This is a genomic window from Pectobacterium atrosepticum (assembly GCA_019056595.1).
GTDB classification, from domain to species: Bacteria; Pseudomonadota; Gammaproteobacteria; order Enterobacterales; family Enterobacteriaceae; genus Pectobacterium; species Pectobacterium atrosepticum.
The window spans coordinates 1189271-1212884 of record CP036163.1 but is presented as its reverse complement, the minus strand read 5'-3'; the positions used below and the strand labels follow the sequence as shown (position 1 = coordinate 1212884).

The following is a 23614-nucleotide window of genomic DNA, read 5'->3' as shown; positions in this document are numbered from 1 at the left end:
TCATGCGTCGCCTAAAACGACACGAATCTCATGAGGCACGCCCTAGCGGGATACGCAAACGTTGGGCGAGGATAACACCGAGTAGCGTGATGCCACCGCCAACCAGATGATAATGGTGCAAAGGCTCGTGTAAAAGGCCAATCGCAATCATCGCCGTAAAGATCGGCGTCAGGTTCATAAAAATGGCGGCCTTGCTGGCTCCCAGACGCATTACTCCCTGAATCCACAAAAAAGGTGCAATGATTGAGGCCATGATTCCAGCGAAAACCACCAGCGGCAGGTTTTCGCCGTTGAGCTGCACATTGTCCGTCAGCAAGAAATTTGGAATCAGCACTATCACGCCAAAGGCAATTTGCACGTAGAGCGATACCCAATTGGGCAGCGGGATGCTCCAGCGTTTGGTCAGCACACCATATATTGCATAGGACAACGCGGCACAAAACATCATGAATTCACCGGGCCCGATGCCCTGTGCCAGAATCTGTTCGGGGTGCCCGCCGCTGATCAGCCAGACAATCCCTGCCAGCGACAGCAGACTACCGAGCAACACGCCCAGCGTGGGCGCTACGCGCAGCAGAGGAATGCTGAGCAATACTGTGAGTAACGGCACGAGCGACCCCATGATTCCCATCATCACGGCGCTGATCGTGTGTGCGGCGTAGTAGGCCAGACTTTGATACAACACCATGCCTAGCAGGCCCAGCACCAGCAGCTTCCATGCATGTTGGCGAATGGCTGTCGCATGGTGGCGAAGGCCTGGCAGCATGAACGGCGTCATGACGATAAACGCCAGTAGCCAGCGGTAAAATGAAATGGCGGCTGGGTCGATGACGTTAGCGGAGAGCTTGTTGACAATGACGTTAACTGACCAAATCAGGACGGCGATAATGGGAAATAGGGCGTTCAACGTGGGTTTCTCATAGCGAACCAGACGGAAAATGCACCGGTTGCCAGTCTGGTAGATAAAAATGGGGCAAGTGCGGCAATGGCAAACAACATAACAGAGCCATGTGATGACTATCAACCTTGTAGGGCCGCCTCTTAACGCAGTCTAGATATGGATCTGCCGCGGTAAATTGCCATCTATCGTGGGATCGATAGCGGTGTAGTATCGATATGAACCGATGGAGGAAAGATATCGCATCGTAATTGCCTTGGGTTTCTGCACCATTCGGTGGCAAAATATCTCCCCGCTTTTTTTGGCTGGCTACAGGTACCGGAGAAAACAATGAAGATTCTGGTTGATGAAAATATGCCGTATGCTCGCGAGCTTTTCAGCCGTTTGGGTGAGGTTCAGGCGGTACCGGGACGCCCTTTACCGCGCGAACTGCTGGTAGGCGCTGATGCACTGATGGTGCGATCGGTTACAAAAGTGAACGCTAATCTGCTGTTTGGCTCGTCGGTAAAATTTGTCGGCAGCGCGACGGCTGGCACCGACCATGTCGATGACACTTGGCTTAACGCCAACGGCATCGCGTTTTCTGCTGCGCCCGGCTGCAATGCTATTGCGGTGGTGGAGTATGTGTTTTCTTCTTTGCTGATGCTGGCCGAACGTGATGGCTTCCAACTGCGTGATAAAACTGTCGGCATTGTCGGCGTGGGGAATGTTGGCAGACGCCTTGATACACGACTGAAAGCCTGGGGCGTAAAAACGCTGTTGTGCGATCCGCCGCGTGCCGATCGCGGCGATGCGGGCGACTTCCTGTCGCTGGAAACGCTGGTGCGTGATGCTGACATTTTGACATTGCATACGCCGCTGTATCTCGACGGGCCGTACCGAACGCATCATTTGGTTGATGCCACCGTACTGAACGCGTTTGCGGACGGACGTATTCTGATTAACGCCTGCCGTGGCCCAGTGGTGGATAATGCTGCCTTGCTTGAAGCGCTGCAACAGGGCAAAAAACTCAGTGTGATTCTTGATGTGTGGGAGCCTGAACCTGGATTATCGACCGATCTGCTGGCGCGGGTGGACATCGGCACGGCGCATATCGCCGGTTATACGCTGGAAGGAAAAGCACGCGGCACCACACAGGTTTTTGAAGCCTGGAGCGAGTTTATCGGAACGCCGCAGCAGATTGCGCTTTCGTCGCTGTTACCTGAACCGGACTATGCCGAAGTGACATTAACTGCACCGGTGGATGAGGCGCTGCTAAAACGCCTCGTGCATCTGGTGTATGATGTGCGCCGAGACGATGCGCTGTTGCGTCATGCTGCGCATCAGGAAGGCGAGTTTGATCGCCTGCGTAAACATTATCAGGAACGACGCGAATGGTCGTCACTCCATGTCATCTGCGCCGATGTTGAGAGCGCAGATTGTCTGAACGCGCTGGGATTCAACGCGTCAGTGCGGGGCGCACGCTAACGGCGTTCCGCGCGAGCATGACTCTTTTTTATCCATGAACTGACAGAGGGTGTCGCTATCGTCTGTCGGTTACATTCATGATTTGTGTTTCATTCAAAATTTGGGAGAGAACCAAATGTCTGACGGCTGGAATATTGCTCTGCTGGGTGCCACGGGCGCAGTAGGCTCGGCGTTACTGGAATTATTGCAGGAACGTGAATTCCCAGTGGGTGAACTGTATCCACTGGCCAGCGAACGTAGCGCGGGTGAAACCATACGTTTTAACGGCAAATCCTGTCTGGTCACCGATGCGGCTGATTTTGACTGGTCACAGGCGCAACTGGCGTTTTTTGTTGCCGGTCAGGATGCTAGCGCTCGCTACGCAGAAGCCGCGGGAGATGCAGGTTGCCTGGTCATCGACAGCAGCGGCCTATTTGCACTGGAGCCGGATGTGCCGCTGGTCGTGCCCGGCGTGAATACGCATACGCTGGCGGATTATCGTAACCGTAATATTGTCGCGGTGGCAGACAGCCTGACCAGCCAACTTCTGACGGCGATTAAACCGTTGACTGATGCGGCAGGGCTTTCGCGCCTACATGTTGTCAATATGCTGTCAGTTTCCGCACACGGCAAAGCGGCGATAGACGATCTGGCTGGGCAAAGTGCCCGTCTGCTGAATGGCATTCCGCCTGAAGAAGGGCTTTTCCCGAAACAGCTGGCGTTCAATCTGTTGCCTTTACTGCCCGATGATGTGGGCAGCGTGCGTGAAGAGCGTAGCCTGGTAGATCAGGTGCGTAAAGTCTTGCAGGATGAAGGATTACCCGTTTCAGTGACCTGCATTCAATCCCCTGTGTTCTATGGTCACGCACAGATTGTTCATCTTGAATCGCTGCGTCCGCTGTCTGCGGAAGAAGCGCGTGATGAACTGCTCAATGCCGGAAATATTCAGGTGAGTGAGGAGCAGGATTATCCGACTCAGGTGGGCGATGCTTCCGGTAATGGGCAACTGAGCGTCGGCTGTCTGCGTAATGATTATGGTATTCCTGAGCTGCTGCAATTCTGGTCGGTTGCCGATAACGCGCGCTTTGGCGGCGCACTGATGGCAGTAGAAACGGCAGAATGTCTGGTGCAGGAGTATCTTGGGTAATGTCGGAAACCACTCAGGCGGCGGCTATTCAAGCCGCCGCCGTTGCGGAGAACGAACGCGCCCCGCTGAAAATCGCGCTAGGCATTGAGTACGACGGCAGCCAGTATTATGGCTGGCAACGTCAGATTGATGTCGCTAGCGTGCAGGCCTGTCTTGAAAAGGCGCTGAGCAAAGTCGCGGATGAACCTATAGAAGTGTTGTGCGCCGGACGAACCGATGCTGGAGTTCATGGCACTGGGCAGGTTGTGCACTTCACCACGCAGGCGATCAGAAAGGATGCTGCCTGGACGATGGGCGTAAATGCGAATTTACCGCCGGATATCGCGGTACGCTGGGTGAAAGCGGTGCATGAGGATTTCCATGCGCGCTTCAGCGCAACGGCACGTCGCTACCGTTATATTATCTATAATCACCGCTATCGCCCCGCTGTGCTCTCGCATGGCATGACGCACTTTTATCACCCGCTGGATGTTGAACGGATGGAACGCGCCGGACAGTGTTTGCTGGGGGAAAATGATTTCACCTCTTTTCGTGCGGTGCAGTGCCAGTCGCGCACGCCGTGGCGCAATGTAAATCATTTAAAGGTTACACGTCACGGTAACTATATCGTGGTAGATATTAAGGCTAATGCGTTCGTTCACCATATGGTGCGCAACATCGTCGGTAGCCTGATGGACGTCGGGTGTGGCAATCGTCCCGAGTCGTGGATTGCGGAATTGTTGGCGGCCAAAGATCGTACGTTGGCAGGCGCAACGGCCCGAGCCGAAGGGCTGTATTTAGTGGCGGTTGATTACCCTGCGCGTTTTGCTTTGCCACAGCCCACGATGGGGCCGCTCTTTTTAGCAGATTGACGTTTTTTGCTGTAACGCGTACGCCTTTTGCGTGTTACATGCTGTCGGATGGCTGTAGGCCAAAAGTAGTGTGTAACGCGTATTAAGGATCATGCTATACGCAAGGAAACCCGGATAGTGCGGCTGCCTTGCGTATATCGACCGCGTGCGATCGCTATACATTTTGGAGAGAAGACGTTGTGATGGAATTTATACAGTTTATTATTGATTTTATTCTGCACATTGACGTTCATCTGGCGGAACTGGTGGCGCAATATGGCGTCTGGGTTTATGCCATTTTGTTCCTTATTTTGTTCTGTGAGACGGGACTGGTGGTGACGCCGTTTTTACCGGGAGATTCGCTGCTGTTTGTCGCAGGGACGCTGGCGGCGTTGCCGTCGAACGACCTGAATGTGCATACGATGGTGTTCCTGATGATTATTGCCGCGGTTACGGGCGATGCAGTGAACTACACGATTGGACGATTGTTCGGTGAGAAGCTGTTTAGCAACCCGAACTCAAAGATTTTCCGCCGCAGCTATCTGGATAAAACGCATGCGTTTTACGCACGTCACGGTGGCAAGACGATAATTCTGGCGCGCTTTGTCCCGATTGTGAGAACATTTGCACCGTTTGTCGCTGGGATGGGGCACATGAGCTATCGGCATTTTGCAGCCTATAATGTCATTGGTGCGTTGCTGTGGGTGCTGTCGTTCACCTATGCGGGCTACCTGTTTGGCGATTTGCCGGTGGTGCAGGAAAATCTGAAATTACTGATTGTCGCGATTATTTTTCTCTCTATCCTGCCGGGTATTATTGAAATTGCCCGTCACCGTAGAGCAGCCACGCGCGGCAATGTGAAATAAGTGACGTATTTTAACATCCGGTTTGACCAGTTTTTTATCCACAGTCCCGGAGCGTTATGGTTTAATGGGCAGCATTTATGGTCTGTTCTTGGGAACATCCTTGATGCCGATGCCTTTGTACCGCGATTGTGGTGCGTCTCAGGCATTTTTTCATTGGCAATGTTGTCAGGGAATAACATGAACAGCGGACTGGCATTTGCCAGGTTCAAGCAGAAAGGTTATCAATGAGCTGGATTGAACGAATTCTTAACAAAAGCAATATCACACCGACCCGTAAAGCGAATATCCCTGAAGGGGTCTGGACAAAATGTGATAGCTGCGGTCAGGTTCTTTATCGTGCTGAGTTGGAACGTAATTTGGGGGTCTGCCCGAAGTGCGATCACCATATGCGCCTGTCTGCACGGGCCCGTCTACAGGCTTTTCTGGATAAAGAAAACACTGTCGAGCTGGGAAGTGAACTGGAGCCGAAGGATGTCCTGAAATTCCGGGATTCCAAAAAATATAAAGATCGTCTGGTTTCTGCGCAGAAGCAGTCCGATGAAAAAGACGCGATGGTCGTCATGAAAGGCACGCTTTACGGCATGCCAATTGTGGTCGCGTCGTTTGAGTTCGCTTTCATGGGCGGTTCAATGGCTTCCGTTGTGGGTGCGCGTTTTGTGCGTGCCGTTGAGCAGGCATTGGAAGATGGTTGCCCACTGGTGTGCTTCTCCGCCAGTGGCGGTGCACGTATGCAGGAAGCGCTGATGTCGCTGATGCAAATGGCGAAAACCAGTGCTGCATTGGCGAAAATGCGCGAGCGCGGCTTGCCTTACATCTCTGTGCTGACTGACCCAACCATGGGCGGTGTTTCCGCGAGTCTGGCGATGCTGGGCGACCTGAACATTGCCGAGCCGAAAGCGTTGATTGGTTTTGCTGGCCCACGCGTTATCGAACAAACCGTGCGTGAGAAACTGCCGCCGGGTTTCCAGCGCAGTGAATTCCTGATTGAGAAAGGGGCGATTGATATGATCGTACGTCGCCCAGAAATGCGCTACAAGGTAGCCACTCTTCTTGCCAAACTGACGAATCATCCAGAACCAGGCAATGATGACGTGGAAATCCGCAGCGATGCGCCGTCTGAATCATCACAGGATGACGCATAATTGACATGATGGGCTGGGCGTGTGGCACTCGACCAAGTCGTTCTCGACCGAATAGCAAGGCACACGCTCTGTCCGCAATGAACCGTAAGCTAGTGAACGGGACTCATGGATACTCTTCAAATACCTCAAGCCACGTCACCTTTGGTCACGTGGCTTCATTATCTTGAGCACCTGCACGCTCAGGCCATTGATTTAGGCTTGGAGCGCGTTAAGCAGGTTGCTGAACATCTTCAACTGCTACAGCCTGCCGCCACGATTTTCACCGTAGCGGGGACGAACGGCAAAGGAACCACCTGCTGTACGCTGGAGTCCATTCTGTTGGCCGCCGGACTACGGGTTGGCGTGTACAGTTCTCCTCATCTCGTTCGCTATACCGAGCGGGTGCGTATTCAGGGCCACGAATTGTCCGATGCGCAGCACACGCAAGCATTTGCGGATATCGAAGCAGGAAGGGGGGCAGTATCGCTCACCTATTTTGAATTCGGTACTCTGTCGGCATTGCAACTCTTCAAGCAAGCGAATCTGGATGTCGTCATTCTGGAAGTGGGATTAGGCGGGCGTCTGGATGCCACCAATATTGTGGATGCGGATGTCTCTGTGGTCACCAGCATTGCGATCGACCACACCGACTGGTTAGGTAACGATCGGGAAAGCATTGGCCGCGAGAAAGCCGGTATATTCCGACAGGGTAGACCAGCCGTCGTTGGTGAGCCGGATATGCCGGGAACGATTGCCGATGTTGCCGCTGAGAAAGGCGCATTGCTGCGCCGCCGTGGTCGCGACTGGGAGTTTTCAGTTCAGCGCGAAACATGGAGCTGGCAGGATAAGCAGCGTGAATTGTCGCGTCTGCCACTCCCTAATGTTCCGCTGCCGAACGCTGCTACTGCATTGGCTGCGCTGCACTATTCTTCACTGAATGTGAGTGAAGAGGCGATTCGACAAGGCTTACAGCGCGCGGCATTACCGGGGCGTTTTCAGATAGTGCAGGAATCACCGCGGTTGATTCTTGATGTTGCACATAACCCTCATGCGGCGGCGTATCTGGCAAACCGTTTGGCTGGGTTGCCGAAAGCCGGAAAAATGCGGGCTGTTGTCGGCATGCTGTCGGATAAAGATATCGCTGGCACGCTGGCTCACTTAATACCGTTGATTGATGAGTGGTATTGCGCATCCTTGGAAGGCCCGCGTGGCGCAACGGCGCAGCAGATTGCCGAGCATCTGACGCGCAGTCAATCATTCCCCGATGTCGTTACCGCCTGGCAGCAGGCGATGTCCGACGCGACGGAGCAGGATATTGTCATTGTGTGTGGATCTTTTCATACGGTAGCGCATGTGATGGAAGCGCTGGATGAGGAGAAGGTGAATGGCGAGTAAATTTCAGAACCGCCTGGTCGGCACGGTTATTTTGGTCGCGCTGGGCGTGATCGTCTTGCCTGGCCTGTTGGATGGTAAGAAGAAGCACTACGAAGACGAATTTGCGTCGATTCCGCTGATCCCTAAGCCGGGAGACAGCAATGAGATGGAATCGCTACCTGCGCTGAATCCGTCGTTACCGAGTCAGCCACCGGAAGGGGCGGAAGCGGCGATGCAGAATAGTGCGGAAACCGAACCGCCTGAAAATAAAGTGCCTGAAACCCCTACGCAAACGCCTGCCATGACGGCACCGCCAGTGGTGGTTGAGCGTCCGCCGGTTCAGACACCTGTGCCAGCGACGCCGAAGCCTCAGCCAAAACCTGAGGTGAAGCCAGAAGTGAAACCAAAGCCAGAGCCTAAACCGGAACCCAAACCGGAAGTGAAACCTGAAACGCAACCGACGCAGCAAGCACCTGTCGGACAGGCCTATATTGTGCAGCTTGGTGCGTTGAAAAATGCGGATAAGGTGAACGAAATTGTCGCTAAGCTTCGTCTCTCTGGCTATCGCGCATATACCGTGCCGTCAACGCCGGTTTCAGGACAGATCACCCGTATTTATATAGGGCCAGATGCCTCTAAGCAGAAGCTGGAGTCTTCGTTGGGCGAGCTGCAACAGCTCAGTGGACTCAGTGGGCAGGTACGAGCGCATTCGGTTCGTTGAGATACCGATAGATAATAGAATCAGGTATTGCGTATTGTCGGTTTTTTCCGCTGATTATCTATCGATGAAATCGGCGGAAATACGCTACGCAAACGTTTTCTTTTTCTGTTAGAATGCGCCGCGAACAGGATGACGTAGCGGCTTATCGGTAGCATCGTTCATTATTAGGATAGTTCATGGTTTGGGTTGATTACGTCATTATTGGCATCATCGGGTTTTCGGCGCTGGTTAGCCTGATCCGGGGGTTTGTTCGTGAAGCGCTGTCGTTAGTAACCTGGGGATGTGCTTTTTTTGTTGCCAGCCATTACTACGCCTACCTCGCGGTCTACTTCACCCGTTTTGATGATGAGCTGGTGCGTAACGGCATTGCGATTGCCATTCTGTTTATTGCTACGTTGATTGTGGGAGCTATCGTCAACTATGTGATTAGTTCACTGGTTGAACGTACCGGATTATCCGGCACCGATCGCGTTCTGGGCATTTGTTTTGGTGCGCTGCGCGGGGTGCTGATTGTTTCCGCACTGCTATTTTTTCTGGATACGTTCACCGGTTTTTCACAAAGTGATGATTGGAAGCAGTCCCAGTTAATCCCGCAGTTCAGTTATATTATCAGGTGGTTTTTTGACTACCTGCAAAGCACGTCAAGTTTCTTGCCGCAGCATTTGCCGCTGCGGTAGCGCTGATGAGGAAAAGACACCATGTGCGGTATTGTCGGTATCGCCGGTTTTACACCGGTCAACCAGTCGATTTATGACGCGTTAACGGTGTTGCAACACCGTGGGCAGGATGCCGCGGGTATTGTGACCATCGATGCCTTTAATTGTTTTCGCCTGCGTAAGGCCAATGGCCTGGTGAAAGATGTGTTTGAAGCGCGGCACATGCAGCGCTTACAGGGAAACATGGGGCTTGGCCATGTACGTTATCCGACCGCAGGCAGTTCCAGCGCCTCGGAAGCACAGCCTTTTTATGTAAACTCTCCGTTCGGCATCACGATGGCTCACAACGGTAACCTGACGAACGCCCACGAACTGCGTAAAAAGCTGTTCGAGCAGGAGCGCCGTCACGTTAACACCACGTCCGATTCTGAAATCCTGTTGAATATCTTTGCCAGAGAACTGGACCGTTTCCAACATTATCCGTTGGAAGCCGATAATATTTTTGCGGCCGTTGCCGCGACGCACCAGCAAATTCGTGGTGCCTATGCCTGTGTTGGCATGATTATCGGTCATGGCATGGTGGCGTTCCGCGATCCTAACGGTATTCGTCCTCTGGTGATTGGTAAACGTGACCTGGAAGATGGTCGCAGCGAATATATGGTAGCGTCTGAAAGCGTCGCACTGGATACGCTGGGCTTTGAGTTCTTACGTGATGTTGCGCCGGGAGAAGCGATCTACATTACGGAAAAAGGGCAACTGTTTACTCGCCAGTGCGCAGAGAATCCAAAGAGCAACCCGTGCCTGTTCGAATATGTCTACTTCGCTCGTCCTGACTCTTTCATCGATAAAATTTCGGTCTATAGCGCACGCGTTCGCATGGGTCAGAAGCTGGGTGAAAAGATTGCACGTCAGTGGGAAGATCTCGATATTGATGTCGTGATCCCGATTCCTGAAACCTCTTGTGATATCGCGTTGGAAATCGCGCGCATTATCAACAAACCGTATCGTCAGGGATTCGTGAAAAACCGCTATGTTGGTCGCACCTTTATCATGCCGGGACAGCAGGCGCGTAAGAAATCTGTGCGTCGCAAGCTGAACGCGAACCGTGCCGAGTTCCGTGATAAAAATGTGCTGCTGGTCGATGACTCTATCGTACGTGGCACAACGTCGGAGCAGATTGTGGAGATGGCGCGTGAAGCAGGAGCCAGGCGTGTTTATCTGGCCTCTGCGGCACCGGAAATTCGCTTCCCTAACGTGTACGGCATCGACATGCCGAGCGTTAATGAACTGATTGCCCACGGTCGCGAAGTGGACGAGATCTGTAAGATTATCGGTGCCGATGAGCTGATATTCCAGGATCTCGACGATCTGATCGACGCAGCGCGTGAAGATAACCCGGATATTGTTCAGTTTGAATGTTCAGTGTTCAATGGGATTTACGTGACAAAAGACGTCGATCAAGGCTATCTGGATTATCTGGAAGTACTGCGTAACGATGATGCTAAAGCGTTACGTAGCCAGAATGAAGTCGAAGATCTGGAACTGCACAACGAAGGTTAACGGCTAGCCGCACGTAAGGCTTTATTGAAGGGGGAGGGCGCGAAAGTGTCTTCCCCCTTCTTGTATATAGAAAATAGGGTTTCAGTGCTTATCCTTGCTTATCGCTAATCAATACGGCAAAGTTTGCGCAGATGATTTTTCCGCGTTTCTGCGTACGCGGCCAGCCAGAGGCAGTATGAATGAAGCGACTCATTGTAGGGATCTCCGGTGCCAGCGGTGTTATTTACGGTATCCGACTACTACAGGTTTTACAGACACTGGAAGGCATCGAAACCCATCTGATTATGAGCCAAGCCGCTCGGCATACGTTGGCGCTGGAAACGGATTTTAGCCTGCGTGACGTACAGGTGCTGGCCGATGTGGTACATGACACGCGTAATATCGCTGCCAGCGTTTCTTCGGGGTCGTTTAAAACGGCGGGGATGGTGATTTTGCCCTGTTCGATAAAAACCCTTTCCGGGATTGTGCACAGCTACAGCGACAATCTATTGACTCGGGCAGCCGATGTGGTGCTGAAGGAACGTCGCCCTCTGGTGTTGGGGGTGCGTGAAACGCCATTGCATTTAGGGCACTTACGGCTGATGACCACTGCCGTTGAGCTGGGCGCGATAATCATGCCGCCAGTGCCAGCGTTTTATCATCGCCCAGAAAGTGTGCAGGACATTGTCGATCAGACGGTGAATCGTATTCTGGATCAGTTTGATATCGATCTGCCGAAAGATCTCTTTACTCGCTGGCAGGGTGCGTCATAGCAGGATAGATGCCAAGGCGCGTTATTTTTTTCTCATGGGGGAGTAAACCTTTACTGCCCTTTTTTTGTGCTTTTTTATCACATTGCACCAATTTTACGCACGGAAGCACTTAAATAGTGCGCTTGGGTTTTTGTATTCGCGCCAATGTTATCTATTCTTATTGTTATACGCCAAAAAATAACTCGGAAAAGATTTTATAATCAAAGGGTTAATCATTATTTCCTGCGTGTTTTTCTCATGGACTCTTTATAACGACCTTACGTTCATTGTGGCATGAAAACTGCTTATGAAAACTGTAATAGTCGGCGTAGAAAAAAAATAGCACTCATATCGTTCATTTTTAAAGCAATAAATCGGTATGTCTTCCGACATTGACGACACACGACATCAATCACTCATGTTAAGGGTAGCAATATGAAGAAACTGATCAAAGTTTTGCCGTTGGCACTTATTCTGGCTGCAGGCAGCGCCATGGCGGAAATTCCTAAAAATATTAAAATCGGCACCGATCCTACCTATGCTCCCTTTGAATCTAAAAATGCCAGCGGTGAACTGGTTGGGTTTGATATCGATCTGGCGAAAGAGCTGTGCAAGCGTATTCAGGCTAATTGTACGTTTGTAGAAAGCGACTTTGATGCGTTAATTCCTTCTCTTAAAGCTAAAAAAATTGATGCCATCATCTCTTCTCTGTCCATTACCGAAAAACGTCAGCAGGAAATCGCCTTCACTGAGAAGCTGTATGCTGCCAATGCACGCCTGATTGCGAAGAAAGGCGCGAGCATCGAGCCAACGCTGGCTTCTCTGGGTGGTAAGCGTGTCGGCGTACTGCAGGCATCAACGCAGGAGGCTTTTGCCAACGCGAACTGGCAGCCAAAAGGTGTTGAAGTTGTCGCTTATCAAAATCAGGATCTGATTTACGCCGATCTGAGCGCAGGTCGTATCGATGCGGCATTTCAGGATGAAGTAGCAGGAAGTGAAGGCTTCCTGAAACTCGATATGGGCAAAGACTATGCGTTTGCTGGTCCGGCAGTAAAAGATGACAAGTTCTTCGGTGTCGGTACGGGGATGGGGCTGCGTAAAGCCGATACCGAGCTGAAAGCTGCGCTGGATAAAGCTTTTGACGCTATGCGTAAAGACGGTACTTACGACACCTTCGCGAAAAAATACTTCGATTTTGACGTCTACGGCGGCTAATTTCGTCACCACTATTCATTTTCGTTATCACGGTAAAATTTCGTTATCACGGTAAATTGTGTAGCGGATCCGCAGGACAATACGACATGGGAACGTTCCTCCCGTGTCGTGTTCCTGATTGATAACGCACCGTGCCATCAACCGCTATTTTCAACGGATATAATCGATGCTCTATGGCTATTCCCAGCTGATTCTGGATGGTGCCATCATGACGCTGGAGTTGGCGGTGAGTTCGCTACTGCTGGCGTTGGCTATTGGCCTGATTGGCGCGTCGGCGAAGCTGTCTTCTAATCGCCTGCTGGCAGGGTGCTTCTCCTGCTATACCACGTTAATTCGCGGCATCCCCGATTTGGTGCTGATGCTGCTGATTTTCTATGGCCTGCAAATTGTCTTAAACGGCGTGACGGAGTCGATCGGTCTGGAGCAGATTGACATCGACCCTTTGACCGCTGGGGTTATTACGCTGGGCTTTATTTACGGCGCGTATTTCACGGAAACCTTTCGTGGCGCGTATCTCGCTGTGCCGCGTGGACAAATCGAAGCTGCCGTCGCATTCGGTTTCTCTCCTATCAAGGTGTTCCGTCGTATTCTATTTCCTTCCATGATGCGCTTCGCACTACCGGGCATCGGCAATAACTGGCAGGTGATCCTGAAAGCGACAGCGTTGGTGTCATTGCTTGGCCTGAATGATGTGATTAAGGCGACGCAGTTAGCTGGCAAGGGGACCCACGAACCGTTTTATTTCGCACTGGTTGCTGGGGCGATGTACTTGATTTTTACCACCGTTTCTAACGGCGTGTTGTGGTGGCTGGAAAGGCACTATTCGCAGGGAGTCAAGAAAGTAAACTATGAATGAGATCCTGCAACAATATTGGCAACCGCTACTGTGGAGCGATGGTTACCGTCTGACAGGGCTGGCGATGACGCTCTGGCTGCTCATTTCCTCGGTGGTCATCGGCGGGCTGATGGCGCTGCCGCTGGCGATTGCTCGTGTGTCACCGCGACGCCGATTCAGTCTGCCGGTTTGGTTATTTACCTACGTGTTCCGCGGCACACCGCTCTATGTGCAGCTTCTGGTGTTCTATTCTGGCGTATATAGCTTAGAAATCGTTCGTGGCACCGATCTGCTGAACGCCTTTTTTCGCAGCGGGCTGAACTGCGCTATTTTAGCGCTGGCGCTCAATACCTGTGCATACACCACAGAGATTTTCGCGGGGGCAATCCGTTCTGTACCCCATGGGGAAATTGAAGCTGCCAGAGCATACGGTTTCTCCCGTTTTAAGCAGTATCGCTGCATTATTTTGCCCAGTGCGCTGCGTATTGCGCTGCCAGCCTACAGTAATGAAGTGATTCTGATGCTGCATTCGACGGCGCTGGCTTTTACTGTAACCGTACCGGATATTCTGAAGATTGCCCGTGATATAAACGCAGCAACCTACCAGCCGTTTTATGCGTTCGGTATTGCTGCTGTCATCTATTTGGCGATCTCGTTTGTGTTAATTGGGCTGTTCAGAAAGGCAGAACGGCACTGGCTACGTCATCTTTATACCCGTTCATCTCATTAAACGCAGGAAAAAGAGCATGTCGAATAACAAATTAATGGTGACGGAACTGCGTAAACGTTATGGCCAGCATGAGGTGCTCAAAGGGATCTCATTACAGGCGAAAGCGGGTGACGTTATTTCGATTATTGGATCGTCTGGTTCGGGAAAAAGCACCTTACTGCGCTGTATTAATTTTCTGGAAAAGCCCTGTGAAGGGGCGATTTACGTCAGCGATCAGGAAATCCGCATGGTGCGCGACACTGACGGACAGTTGAAGGTGTTTGATAAAAAGCAGCTTCAGATGCTGCGGACGCGTCTAACGATGGTATTTCAGCACTTCAACCTGTGGAGCTTCATGACCGCGTTGGAGAACGTGATGGAAGCGCCGATTCAGGTATTAGGGCTCAGTAAAGCGGAAGCGCGTGAGCGGGCGGTATTTTATCTGAACAAGGTCGGGATTACGGATTCTGCCCAACAGAAGTACCCGTCGGATCTTTCCGGTGGTCAGCAGCAGCGCGTATCTATTGCACGGGCGTTAGCGATGGAGCCAGAAGTACTGCTATTTGATGAGCCGACGTCGGCGCTCGATCCCGAACTGGTCGGCGAGGTGTTGCGCATCATGCAGCAGCTTGCGGAGGAAGGGAAAACGATGGTGGTGGTAACGCATGAGATGGAGTTTGCCCGCCATGTCTCCAGCCACGTTATTTTCCTACACCAGGGTGTGATCGAAGAGGAGGGGCCGCCGGATCAACTTTTCGGTAGCCCGAAAAGTGCGCGTTTGCAGCAATTTTTGTCAGGCGCGTTGAAGTAGGTTTTGGGGATGATGATTATCAGCCTCAGACGTTTCTCTCAAATAAAACGGTGATAATGGAATAGAAGAGTAAAGCGTCCGCGCCAAGGATGGCGCGGCTCGAGCTTACAAGGGACGTACTTGCAGCGTCTTTACGATCTATCCATTATCACTGCTCTCAGCACTGGGTCAGCCCAGTTTTTTGGTGGCGTCTTGCAGGGCTTCTTCCAGTTCAAAGAAACGGAAACCAAAGCCTGCGGCCTCTAATCTCTGTGGGATGGCGCGCTGTCCACCTAGCACCAGCGTCGAGGCTTCTCCCATCAGTAGTTTGATCGCGAAAGCGGGCGCTCGTAGAAAGCCGGGGCGATCCAATACGTGTGCCAGCATGGCGGAAAATTGTTCATTGTGAACCGGATAGGGCGCAACCATATTGAAGGGACCGCGCAATATTGGCTGGTCCAGCAGATAGATAATGCCGTTAACCATGTCATCAATATGAATCCATGGCATATATTGCTTGCCGGAACCCATCGGCCCGCCGAGACCTAGGCGGAAAATCGGCAGCATTTTTGCCAGCGCACCGCCCTGTGCCGAAAGAACAATACCGGTGCGCAGCAAGCAGACCCGAGTTTTATCGCTTTCGGCAGACTGCGCCAGCGCTTCCCAGCGGGCGCACAGGTGGTGTGTGAATTCATCGACAGGGGATTCACCTTCCGTGACCAGCGCTTCGCCTTGGTCGCCATAGTATCCGACAGCAGATCCTGAGATGAAAACGGCGGGTGGTTCGCTGCTGGCTTTAATCAGCGTGGCAAGCTGCTCGGTGATGCTCCAGCGGCTCTGTGCCAGACGCTGCTTTTGTTGTGGCGTCCACCGTTTATCGGCGATAGGTTCGCCCGCTAGATTGATGACGCCATCAAAGTCGTTCAGTGAGGTGATATTACTCAGCGTTGACCAATATTCCACCTGATTGCCGAGAACACCTCGTGCGCGCTCAGGATCGCGTGTCAGTACCGTGATGTGATGGGAAAGCAGCTGTAATCGTTGGATAAGATGGCGGCCAATAAGGCCAGTTCCGCCTGTTATAAGTAGTTGCATCGCTCTCCCCTTTATACTCGTCATACTTCAAGTTGCATGTGTGTTGGCTACGTTCACTCACCCGAATCACTTACTTGAGTAAGCTCATCGGGATTCCTTCCCTTGCCGCCTTCCTGAAACTTGAATTATTTAGAGTATATGAACTTTATGCCTTGTGATAACGCAGGGTCATAGAAACCGAGTCGGCGTATCGCAGGGCAAACGGTTTATCTATTTCTACTTCAGCATAGGTTATCCAGTCGTGATCGCTGGCGATGTTGAGCACATCTTGCGTTAATTTTTCCAGCAAAGCGAAGCGGTTATCTTCCACGTGGCGAATGATATTTTTGGTGATGGTGCGGTAGTTCAACGCATCAGCGATATTCTCGCTGTTACGCGCTTGTTCTGCTGGGTAGTGAATCACAACGTTGATGATCACATCCTGCTTATTCGTGATTTCCTCATCTTTGATACCGATGAAGGTGCGCAGCCGCAGATTCTTTATACGAATAATGGCGTCAGAATGATGATATGGCATTGCTCGGCCCTCGGTTGCTTCTGTTACTGCGAATAAATCGCAGCGTCATGGATATCGTTAACAGGTAAGCTGCTTGTTGGTAACAGTATCATTAACAACAATATGTTGATTACCATAACAGAAGATACCCAAAGGCCGAATGAGATGCGCCAGAATTTTACAGCTCGGCTAGCTGGTAAGCCCTCTGCGTTGCCGGGCGATCGCTAATGCGCGTATACCACGCTTTTACCGCCGGGTAATCATCAAGGTCGACGCGCTGGCGGGCATAAGGCACGACCCACGGGTAGGTCGCAATATCGGCAATACTGTAATTTTCACCGGCTAGCCAAGGGCTGTCTTGCAGATGTTTATCCAGCACGCGATACAGACGCTGTGTCTCCTGCTGATAGCGCTCAATGGCATAAGGCACTGGCTGAGGTGCATAGTGGTTAAAATGATGATTCTGCCCCAGCATCGGTCCGAAACCAGCGACCTGCCAGAACAGCCACTGTAGCGTGGCTGTACGCTCACGTAGCGACGAACTCAGCAGCACGCCATGTTTTTCCGCCAGATAGAGTAGGATCGCCCCAGATTCAAACAGGCTAATCGGTGTGTCCCCTTCCGCTGGCTGCGTGTCGACAATCGCGGGAATTTTGTTGTTAGGCGAGATAGCCAAAAATTCCGACTTGAACTGTTCGCCTTTACTGATGTTTACGCGGTGGAGTTGGTAGGGGAGATTAGCTTCTTCCAGAAATAGGGTGATCTTGTGCCCGTTAGGGGTTGGTGCGTAATACAGGTCAATCATGAATCAAGTCTCCGTTTTAATTCAGAAAAACATCATGGAACTGTATGGCAGTTGATCGCCTCAGAGAGCGATATGCTGTCAGAATAGCGTATTGGGGAACGGGCTCTTACCCTACCACTTCTACGGGTGAAAAATAAGCAATGCCGCACGTCGTTGCACGATCTTTACCGGAAGCACTCTGCCAACTTTGATAGACTACTCGCGATGACGGATGAGGGTGTTGTGGATACAACATGGTTGATATAAACGTTGCGAGGATAAGCGATGAAATTGATGTTTGCGTCCGATATACACGGTTCTCTCAGTGCGACGGAGCGGGTGCTGGCGATCTTTGAGCAGAGTCATGCTGACTGGCTTATTTTACTGGGCGATTTTCTCAATCATGGCCCGCGCAACCCGCTGCCGGAAAAGTATCAGCCTGCGGAAGTGGCTGCTCGATTGAACGATTATGCGTCACGCATCATTGCCGTGCGGGGGAACTGCGACAGCGAGGTTGATCAGATGCTCTTGAGCTTTCCGATAACGGCACCGTGGCAACATGTGCTATTGCCGCAGAATCGCCTTTTCCTGACGCACGGTCATCTTTATCATCCAGATAATCTACCGCCGTTACACGCGGGGGATGTGCTGGTATATGGCCACACCCATATTCCGGTTGCTGAGCAACGCGGTGAATATTATTTTTTTAATCCCGGTTCAGTGAGTTTGCCGAAAGGGGGATACCCCGCGAGCTACGGTTTACTTGAACAAGACAAGCTGCGGGTTCTGCCGCTACACAGTGGTGAGCCTATTGCACAGGTCGTGATTAGGCACTAATTTAGCGTATATCCTGTTTTTGACCTTGAATCATGGCAAGGTAGCAGAGAATATTCGCAGCAAAGATCGATCATTTAAAACAGACGCGCGTAGCAACGTGCCAATACTAAAGGGTTTCAGAGGATGGCGGAACAAAGTCAAGCAGCAGGCACAGAGTGGGTTGATATCGTCAATGAAAACAACGAGGTAATTGCTCAGTCAAGTCGTCAGCAGATGCGTGCTCAGAGTCTTCGTCATCGCGCTACTTACATTGTTGTGCATGATGGCATGGGTAAGATTCTGGTGCAGCGTCGAACGAAAATCAAAGACTTCTATCCAGGCTGGCTAGATGCAACAGCAGGCGGTGTGGTGCAAAGCGGTGAACAGATGCTGGAGTCCGCGCGTCGTGAAGCCGAAGAGGAGCTTGGCATTGCTGGCGTGCCGTTCGCGGAACACGGTTTGTTCTATTACGAAGGCGAAAATTGCCGAGTGTGGGGCGGGTTATTTAGCTGCGTCACCCACGGGCCGTTCGCGCTACAGGAAGAAGAAGTTGATGAAGTCAGCTGGCTGACGCCGCAAGAAATCACGGCACGCTGCGATGAATTTACGCCGGATTCCCTGAAAGCCCTGTCGCTGTGGCTGACGCGCTATAGCGATCAGGAATATGGTAAGCCGATTTCACGTAAGCTGAACGAAGCGGTAGAAGCTTCTGCGACGTCTGTTGTTTATGATGAAAGTACTCATGATGAAAGCATTCATGGTGAAGATATTCATGATGAAAACGACAATAACGTTGAGTCATCGGAAGCTGATTCGCAGAAATAATCTAACATCAGTTAAATCCCTACCTCGCCGCTGCTTTTCCCCGCAGCGGCGTATATTTCCAGATGATGGCGCGCAGTGCATCACTCAGGAACATGAATACTCTTTTTGATGTCCTTCAGGTAAATTACGATGGTGAACGTCATGATCACCAGCAAAGCCCACGAACTCCATTTTCCTACGTGAACCATCGACCAGGCACCGAGCTGTTCTGGATAGCGCCAGATACTGAAAAACGTACTGATGTTTTCAGCCAGCCAGATGAAAAATCCGATCAGAATAAAAGCCAATGACAGCGGCATTCGTCGTTCTCGATCGTAAGGCGTGAAAATGACGGTGGTCCGCGCATAGAGCCCGACGGCTAGTGCGGCGATGTACCAGCGATAGTCGCCGATGTAGTGGTGGGTGAAGAAATTAGCATAAATAAGTAGCGCAACCAGCGTCGCTAGCCAGTAGGGCGGGTGATGGCGAATTTTAAGATCAAACAATCGCCATGACTGAATGATGTAGCTACCTACAGAGGCGTACATGAATCCGGCGAACAGTGGCACACCGAATACCTTGGTATAGGCGAAATCAGGATAAGACCAGGAACGAATACCCGATGAGGTTTTAAAGACCTCCAGCGCAAAACCCACGAGATGAAACAACGTAACGGCTTTTAACTCGTCCCAGGTTTCCAATTTGCTGGCAACCATCCATCCCTGAATCAGAATGGCGAATATCAGTAGCAAATCATAACGCGGGATAGAAAACCATCCCGCTTTCGGCACGCTGAAAACCGCAAGAAAGAACAGACCAACGAAGAGACAGGCGCGAGCTTCTTTGACGCCGAAATAGAGAAATTCAATAAAAAAACGGGCTAACCCTTTTGGCGATGAAGGTGTGATCCCTTTTTCCAATTGCTGCTGAAAGTGTTGATCTACTCGTTGTATTACAGTCATCCATCGACCCTGTTTTATGGTTGTTTTTGTGTCTGCGTGGTGTGATTTTTCGTGCGGATAACAATAAAAAATGCCAGCCCTGAGGCTGGCATAGAAGATAACAGAATTAATCTGAATAGATTAGAGCTGTGTAGCCTGAATTGCGGTCAGAGCGACGGTGTAAACGATATCGTCTACCAGTGCGCCACGAGATAGGTCGTTAACCGGTTTGCGCATGCCTTGCAGCATTGGCCCGATGGAGATCAGGTCGGCAGAACGCTGTACCGCTTTGTACGTGGTGTTACCGGTGTTCAGATCAGGGAAGATGAACACGGTAGCTTTACCCGCAACAGGTGAGTTCGGTGCTTTGGACTGTGCAACGTCTGCCATGATAGCGGCGTCGTATTGCAGCGGACCATCGATGACCAGATCAGGACGTTTTTCCTGCGCCAGACGGGTCGCTTCACGCACTTTCTCAACATCGCTACCCGCGCCGGAGTTACCGGTAGAGTAGGAGATCATTGCAACACGTGGGTCGATACCGAATGCGATAGCGGAGTCAGCAGACTGGATAGCGATTTCAGCCAATTGCTCTGCGGTTGGATCTGGGTTGATGGCGCAGTCGCCGTAGACCAGAACCTGCTCAGGCAGCAGCATGAAGAACACGGAAGACACCAGCGAGCTGCCTGGTGAGGTTTTGATCAGCTGCAACGGCGGACGGATGGTGTTAGCGGTGGTATGAACGGCACCAGAAACCAGACCGTCAACTTCACCCTGTTCCAACATCAGTGTGCCCAGAACCACGTTGTCTTCGAGCTGTTCGCGCGCAACCACTTCGGTCATGCCTTTGCTCTTACGCAGTTCAACCAGACGTGCAACATAGCGCTCACGTACGACAATCGGGTCGACGATTTCGATGCCTTTGCCCAGTTCTACGCCCTGAGCCGCGGCAACACGTTGAATCTCTTCTGGGTTACCGATCAGTACACAGTGTGCAATACCGCGTTCAGCACAGATAGACGCTGCTTTAACGGTACGTGGTTCATCACCTTCTGGCAGAACGATACGTTTGCCCGCTTTGCGCGCCAGTTCGGTCAACTGGTAGCGGAACGCTGGCGGAGACAGACGACGTGAACGCTCAGACTCAGCGCTCAGGGAATCGATCCACTGGGTGTCGATGTGGCGTGCGACATATTCCTGCACTTTCTCGACACGCTGACGGTCATCAGCCGGTACTTCAAGGTTGAAGCTTTGCAGGCTGAGTGAGGTCTGCCAGGTGTTGGTGTCAACCATGAATACTGGCAGGCCAGTCTGGAAGGCGCGTTCGCACAGCTTGGCAATGCTTGGATCCATTTCGTAGCCGCCAGTCAGCAGCAGGGCACCGATTTCCACGCCGTTCATGGCAGCCAGGCAAGCAGCAACCAGAACATCAGGACGGTCGGCGGAGGTCACCAGCAGTGAACCCGGACGGAAATGCTCCAGCATATGAGGAATGCTGCGTGCGCAGAAGGTTACAGACTTAACGCGGCGCGTCTGAATATCACCTTCGTTGACGATGCGGGCATTCAGGTGCTTCGCCATATCGATGGCGCGCGTGGCAATCAGGTCGAAGCTCCACGGAATGCAGCCCAGAACTGGCAGCGGGCTGTTAGCAAACAGCTGCTTAGGATCGATGTTGGCAACGCTGGCTTTCGTGGAGTCATCAAAGATTTCAGACAGGTCAGGGCGAGTACGGCCTTGATCGTCTACTGGCGCATTCAGTTTGTTGATGATCACGCCAGTGATATTTTTGTTTTTGCTGCCGCCGAAGCTGGAACGTGCCAGTTCGATGCGGTCTTTCAGCTGTGCCGGGGAATCGTTACCCAGCGCCAGTACGAAGACGATTTCTGCGTTCAGCGTTTTGGCGATTTCATAGTTCAGCGCGTTAGCAAACTGGTGCTTACGCGTAGGAACCAGACCTTCAACCAGAACGACTTCAGCATCTTTGGTATTTTCGTGGTAGCGCGCGATGATTTCTTCCATCAGCACGTCTTGCTGGTTGGAGCTCAGCAAAGCTTCAACGCGACTCATTGCCAGCGGCTCGGCGGCGTTGATGGCGGAATTAGCACGAATAATGGTGGTGGTTTGATCTGGCGTATTGTCGCCACTGCGTGGCTGGGCGATAGGTTTGAACACGCTCAGGCGAACGCCTTTTTGTTCCATGGAGCGGATGACACCCAGGCTGACGCTTGTCAGACCAACGCTGGTGCCAGTGGGGATCAACATGATTATACGGGACACGGCCGAACCTCTTTACGGTTGCTCGTTAGTCAAAACAACACCGTCAGCCTTGGCTGACGGTGTTGGGAGTTACGTGTTTTACGCGGTCAGACGGTAAGCGTCTTCGGCGATGACCAATTCTTCATTGGTCGGGATAACCAGCGCCGGACGGGTGCCATCTTTAGCGATGTTGCCACCTTTACCGAAGCGTGCAGCCAGGTTGCGTTCGTGATCGACGTCAAAGCCCAGCAGACCGAGTTTTTTCAGCGACAGTTCGCGAACCATTGCTGCGTTTTCACCGATACCACCGGTGAAGATTACGGCATCCAGACGGCCTTCCATCAGTGCAGCGTAAGAACCGATGTATTTAGCCAGGCGGTGGCAGTAAACGTCCATTGCACGTTTAGCATCTGCTTTCGTCTCGTAGTTATCTTCAACGTAGCGGCAGTCGCTGGTTACTTCAGTCAGACCCAGCAGACCAGATTCTTTGGTCAGCAGAGTGTTGATGCTCGCAACATCCATACCCAGTGCGTCGTGCAGATGGAAAATGATGGCGGGATCGATATCGCCGGAACGCGTTCCCATCACCAGACCTTCCAGCGGGGTCAGACCCATAGAGGTGTCAACGCATTCACCGTTACGGATTGCAGTAACGGAACCACCATTGCCCAGATGGCAAGTGATGACGTTCAGCTCTTCTACCGGCTTGTTCAGCACTTTTGCGGCTTCGCGGGAAACGAAGTAGTGACTGGTGCCGTGAGCGCCATAACGACGGATGTGGTTTTCTTTATACAGTTTGTACGGCAGTGCATAAAGGTAGGATTCTTCCGGCATGGTCTGGTGGAACGCGGTGTCGAAAACAGCGACGTTTTTATCAGTCAGGTGCGGGAAAGATTTCAGTGCTTCGTCGATACCGATCAGGTGCGCCGGGTTGTGCAGAGGTGCAAAAGGTACGGAATCTTTGATACCCTGAAGAACATCATCAGTGATGATCGCGGATTTGGTGAACTTCTCACCGCCGTGAACGATACGGTGACCGATAGCAACCAACTGAGCAGACAGCTCTGGCTTCTGAGACAGAATGGTATTAACGATGAAGTTCAGCGCTTCGCTGTGAGCTGCACCGGCACCCAGTTCGGCGTCTTGTTTACCGCCGTCCATTTTCCATTTGATGCGGGCTTCAGGCAGGTTGAAACACTCGGCTAAACCAGACAGGTACTCTTCTCCGTTAATCGCATCGATGATCGCGAATTTCAGGGATGAACTACCGCAGTTAAGAACCAGTACTAACTTACTCGACATGGAAGTACCTACTTGTTATACATGGTTAAAAAAATGTCATACAGGGCATAGCGTATCGCATGCCGCCACTGGCATTTATGATTAACATCATACCTTGGTGTGATACACCAGACACAATGGTGAAATAGGGTCGATACTATGACGTATGTTATATCGAGTTATCGCTACAACAATGCGACAGCGACCTAATGTAAACCGCAGCTTTTAAAGCGATGGAT

General features: G+C 51.7%; 23 protein-coding genes and 1 pseudogene. 17 read left to right on the top strand and 7 right to left on the bottom strand.

Annotated elements, in window-relative coordinates:
* Nucleotides 1-28: 28 nt before the first annotated feature.
* Nucleotides 29-1024, bottom strand: a pseudogene (locus DCX48_06120) (DMT family transporter).
* 204 nt (nt 1025-1228) lie between these two features.
* Here DCX48_06120 and pdxB point away from each other — a divergent pair.
* From pdxB to hisP, 15 genes are all read left to right on the top strand, one after another.
* Nucleotides 1229-2365, top strand: a complete 1137-nt coding sequence (gene pdxB, locus DCX48_06115) for a 4-phosphoerythronate dehydrogenase PdxB (protein ID QXE14121.1) — start codon at nt 1229-1231, stop codon at nt 2363-2365.
* 115 nt (nt 2366-2480) lie between these two features.
* Nucleotides 2481-3491 carry an aspartate-semialdehyde dehydrogenase gene (locus tag DCX48_06110; GenBank protein ID QXE14120.1) on the top strand — a complete coding sequence of 337 codons (1011 nt, stop codon included), beginning with the start codon at nt 2481-2483 and terminating at the stop codon, nt 3489-3491.
* The gene (truA, locus tag DCX48_06105) at nt 3491-4342 is read left to right on the top strand and encodes a tRNA pseudouridine(38-40) synthase TruA (GenBank protein QXE14119.1); all 852 of its coding nucleotides are present in this window, start codon (nt 3491-3493) and stop codon (nt 4340-4342) included. The genes DCX48_06110 and truA overlap by 1 nt, the downstream gene beginning before the upstream one ends.
* 182 nt (nt 4343-4524) lie before the next feature.
* A complete protein-coding gene (locus DCX48_06100) occupies nt 4525-5187 on the top strand; it encodes a DedA family protein (protein QXE17163.1) in 663 nt (220 codons plus the stop codon).
* Nucleotides 5188-5415, top strand: coding sequence for a hypothetical protein (locus DCX48_06095; GenBank protein ID QXE14118.1), 228 nt, complete (start codon nt 5188-5190; stop codon nt 5413-5415).
* On the top strand, nt 5412-6329 hold the full coding sequence (accD, locus tag DCX48_06090; protein ID QXE14117.1) for an acetyl-CoA carboxylase, carboxyltransferase subunit beta: 918 nt from the start codon (nt 5412-5414) through the stop codon (nt 6327-6329). The genes DCX48_06095 and accD overlap by 4 nt, the downstream gene beginning before the upstream one ends.
* A 105-nt stretch (nt 6330-6434) precedes the next feature.
* Nucleotides 6435-7703 carry a bifunctional tetrahydrofolate synthase/dihydrofolate synthase gene (gene folC, locus DCX48_06085; protein ID QXE14116.1) on the top strand — a complete coding sequence of 423 codons (1269 nt, stop codon included), beginning with the start codon at nt 6435-6437 and terminating at the stop codon, nt 7701-7703.
* Nucleotides 7693-8403 (top strand): cell division protein DedD, encoded by a 711-nt coding sequence (dedD, locus tag DCX48_06080; protein ID QXE14115.1) that lies wholly within the window; start codon nt 7693-7695, stop codon nt 8401-8403. Before folC ends, dedD begins: the two co-directional genes overlap by 11 nt.
* Before the next feature lie 176 nt (nt 8404-8579).
* A complete protein-coding gene (locus tag DCX48_06075; GenBank protein QXE14114.1) occupies nt 8580-9080 on the top strand; it encodes a colicin V production protein in 501 nt (166 codons plus the stop codon).
* Nucleotides 9081-9101: 21 nt separating this feature from the next.
* Nucleotides 9102-10619 (top strand): amidophosphoribosyltransferase, encoded by a 1518-nt coding sequence (locus tag DCX48_06070; GenBank protein ID QXE14113.1) that lies wholly within the window; start codon nt 9102-9104, stop codon nt 10617-10619.
* A 179-nt stretch (nt 10620-10798) separates the two neighbouring features.
* Nucleotides 10799-11371, top strand: a complete 573-nt coding sequence (locus DCX48_06065) for a UbiX family flavin prenyltransferase (GenBank protein ID QXE14112.1) — start codon at nt 10799-10801, stop codon at nt 11369-11371.
* A gap of 414 nt (nt 11372-11785) precedes the next feature.
* The gene (locus DCX48_06060; protein ID QXE14111.1) at nt 11786-12565 is read left to right on the top strand and encodes a transporter substrate-binding domain-containing protein; all 780 of its coding nucleotides are present in this window, start codon (nt 11786-11788) and stop codon (nt 12563-12565) included.
* A gap of 166 nt (nt 12566-12731) precedes the next feature.
* Nucleotides 12732-13421 carry a histidine ABC transporter permease HisQ gene (gene hisQ / locus DCX48_06055; protein ID QXE14110.1) on the top strand — a complete coding sequence of 230 codons (690 nt, stop codon included), beginning with the start codon at nt 12732-12734 and terminating at the stop codon, nt 13419-13421.
* The gene (gene hisM / locus DCX48_06050; protein ID QXE14109.1) at nt 13414-14130 is read left to right on the top strand and encodes a histidine ABC transporter permease HisM; all 717 of its coding nucleotides are present in this window, start codon (nt 13414-13416) and stop codon (nt 14128-14130) included. Before hisQ ends, hisM begins: the two co-directional genes overlap by 8 nt.
* Before the next feature lie 16 nt (nt 14131-14146).
* Nucleotides 14147-14920 carry a histidine ABC transporter ATP-binding protein HisP gene (gene hisP, locus DCX48_06045; protein QXE14108.1) on the top strand — a complete coding sequence of 258 codons (774 nt, stop codon included), beginning with the start codon at nt 14147-14149 and terminating at the stop codon, nt 14918-14920.
* 168 nt (nt 14921-15088) lie between these two features.
* Here hisP and DCX48_06040 read toward each other — a convergent pair whose 3' ends face one another.
* From DCX48_06040 to yfcG, 3 genes are all read right to left on the bottom strand, one after another.
* Nucleotides 15089-15994: a TIGR01777 family protein gene (locus tag DCX48_06040; GenBank protein ID QXE14107.1), complete on the bottom strand. Its 906-nt coding sequence runs from the start codon at nt 15992-15994 to the stop codon at nt 15089-15091.
* Between the two features lie 145 nt (nt 15995-16139).
* Nucleotides 16140-16511, bottom strand: coding sequence for a dihydroneopterin triphosphate 2'-epimerase (locus tag DCX48_06035; GenBank protein QXE14106.1), 372 nt, complete (start codon nt 16509-16511; stop codon nt 16140-16142).
* A 157-nt stretch (nt 16512-16668) separates the two neighbouring features.
* On the bottom strand, nt 16669-17295 hold the full coding sequence (yfcG, locus tag DCX48_06030) for a GSH-dependent disulfide bond oxidoreductase (protein QXE14105.1): 627 nt from the start codon (nt 17293-17295) through the stop codon (nt 16669-16671).
* A gap of 264 nt (nt 17296-17559) precedes the next feature.
* Between yfcG and DCX48_06025 the strand changes: the two genes are divergently transcribed.
* Entirely contained in the window at nt 17560-18111 is a 552-nt protein-coding gene (locus tag DCX48_06025; protein QXE14104.1) for a phosphodiesterase, read from the top strand.
* A gap of 123 nt (nt 18112-18234) precedes the next feature.
* On the top strand, nt 18235-18915 hold the full coding sequence (yfcD, locus tag DCX48_06020) for an NUDIX hydrolase YfcD (protein ID QXE14103.1): 681 nt from the start codon (nt 18235-18237) through the stop codon (nt 18913-18915).
* An 80-nt stretch (nt 18916-18995) separates the two neighbouring features.
* Here the strand turns inward: yfcD and DCX48_06015 are convergent, their stop codons facing one another.
* The 3 genes from DCX48_06015 to DCX48_06005 all read right to left on the bottom strand — a co-directional run bounded on the left by DCX48_06015 (nt 18996) and on the right by DCX48_06005 (nt 23396).
* Complete coding sequence (locus DCX48_06015; GenBank protein ID QXE14102.1) at nt 18996-19856, bottom strand: DUF817 domain-containing protein; 861 nt, start codon at nt 19854-19856, stop codon at nt 18996-18998.
* Between the two features lie 120 nt (nt 19857-19976).
* On the bottom strand, nt 19977-22115 hold the full coding sequence (locus tag DCX48_06010; protein QXE14101.1) for a phosphate acetyltransferase: 2139 nt from the start codon (nt 22113-22115) through the stop codon (nt 19977-19979).
* A gap of 78 nt (nt 22116-22193) precedes the next feature.
* Nucleotides 22194-23396: an acetate kinase gene (locus DCX48_06005; GenBank protein ID QXE14100.1), complete on the bottom strand. Its 1203-nt coding sequence runs from the start codon at nt 23394-23396 to the stop codon at nt 22194-22196.
* Nucleotides 23397-23614: the final 218 nt, after the last annotated feature.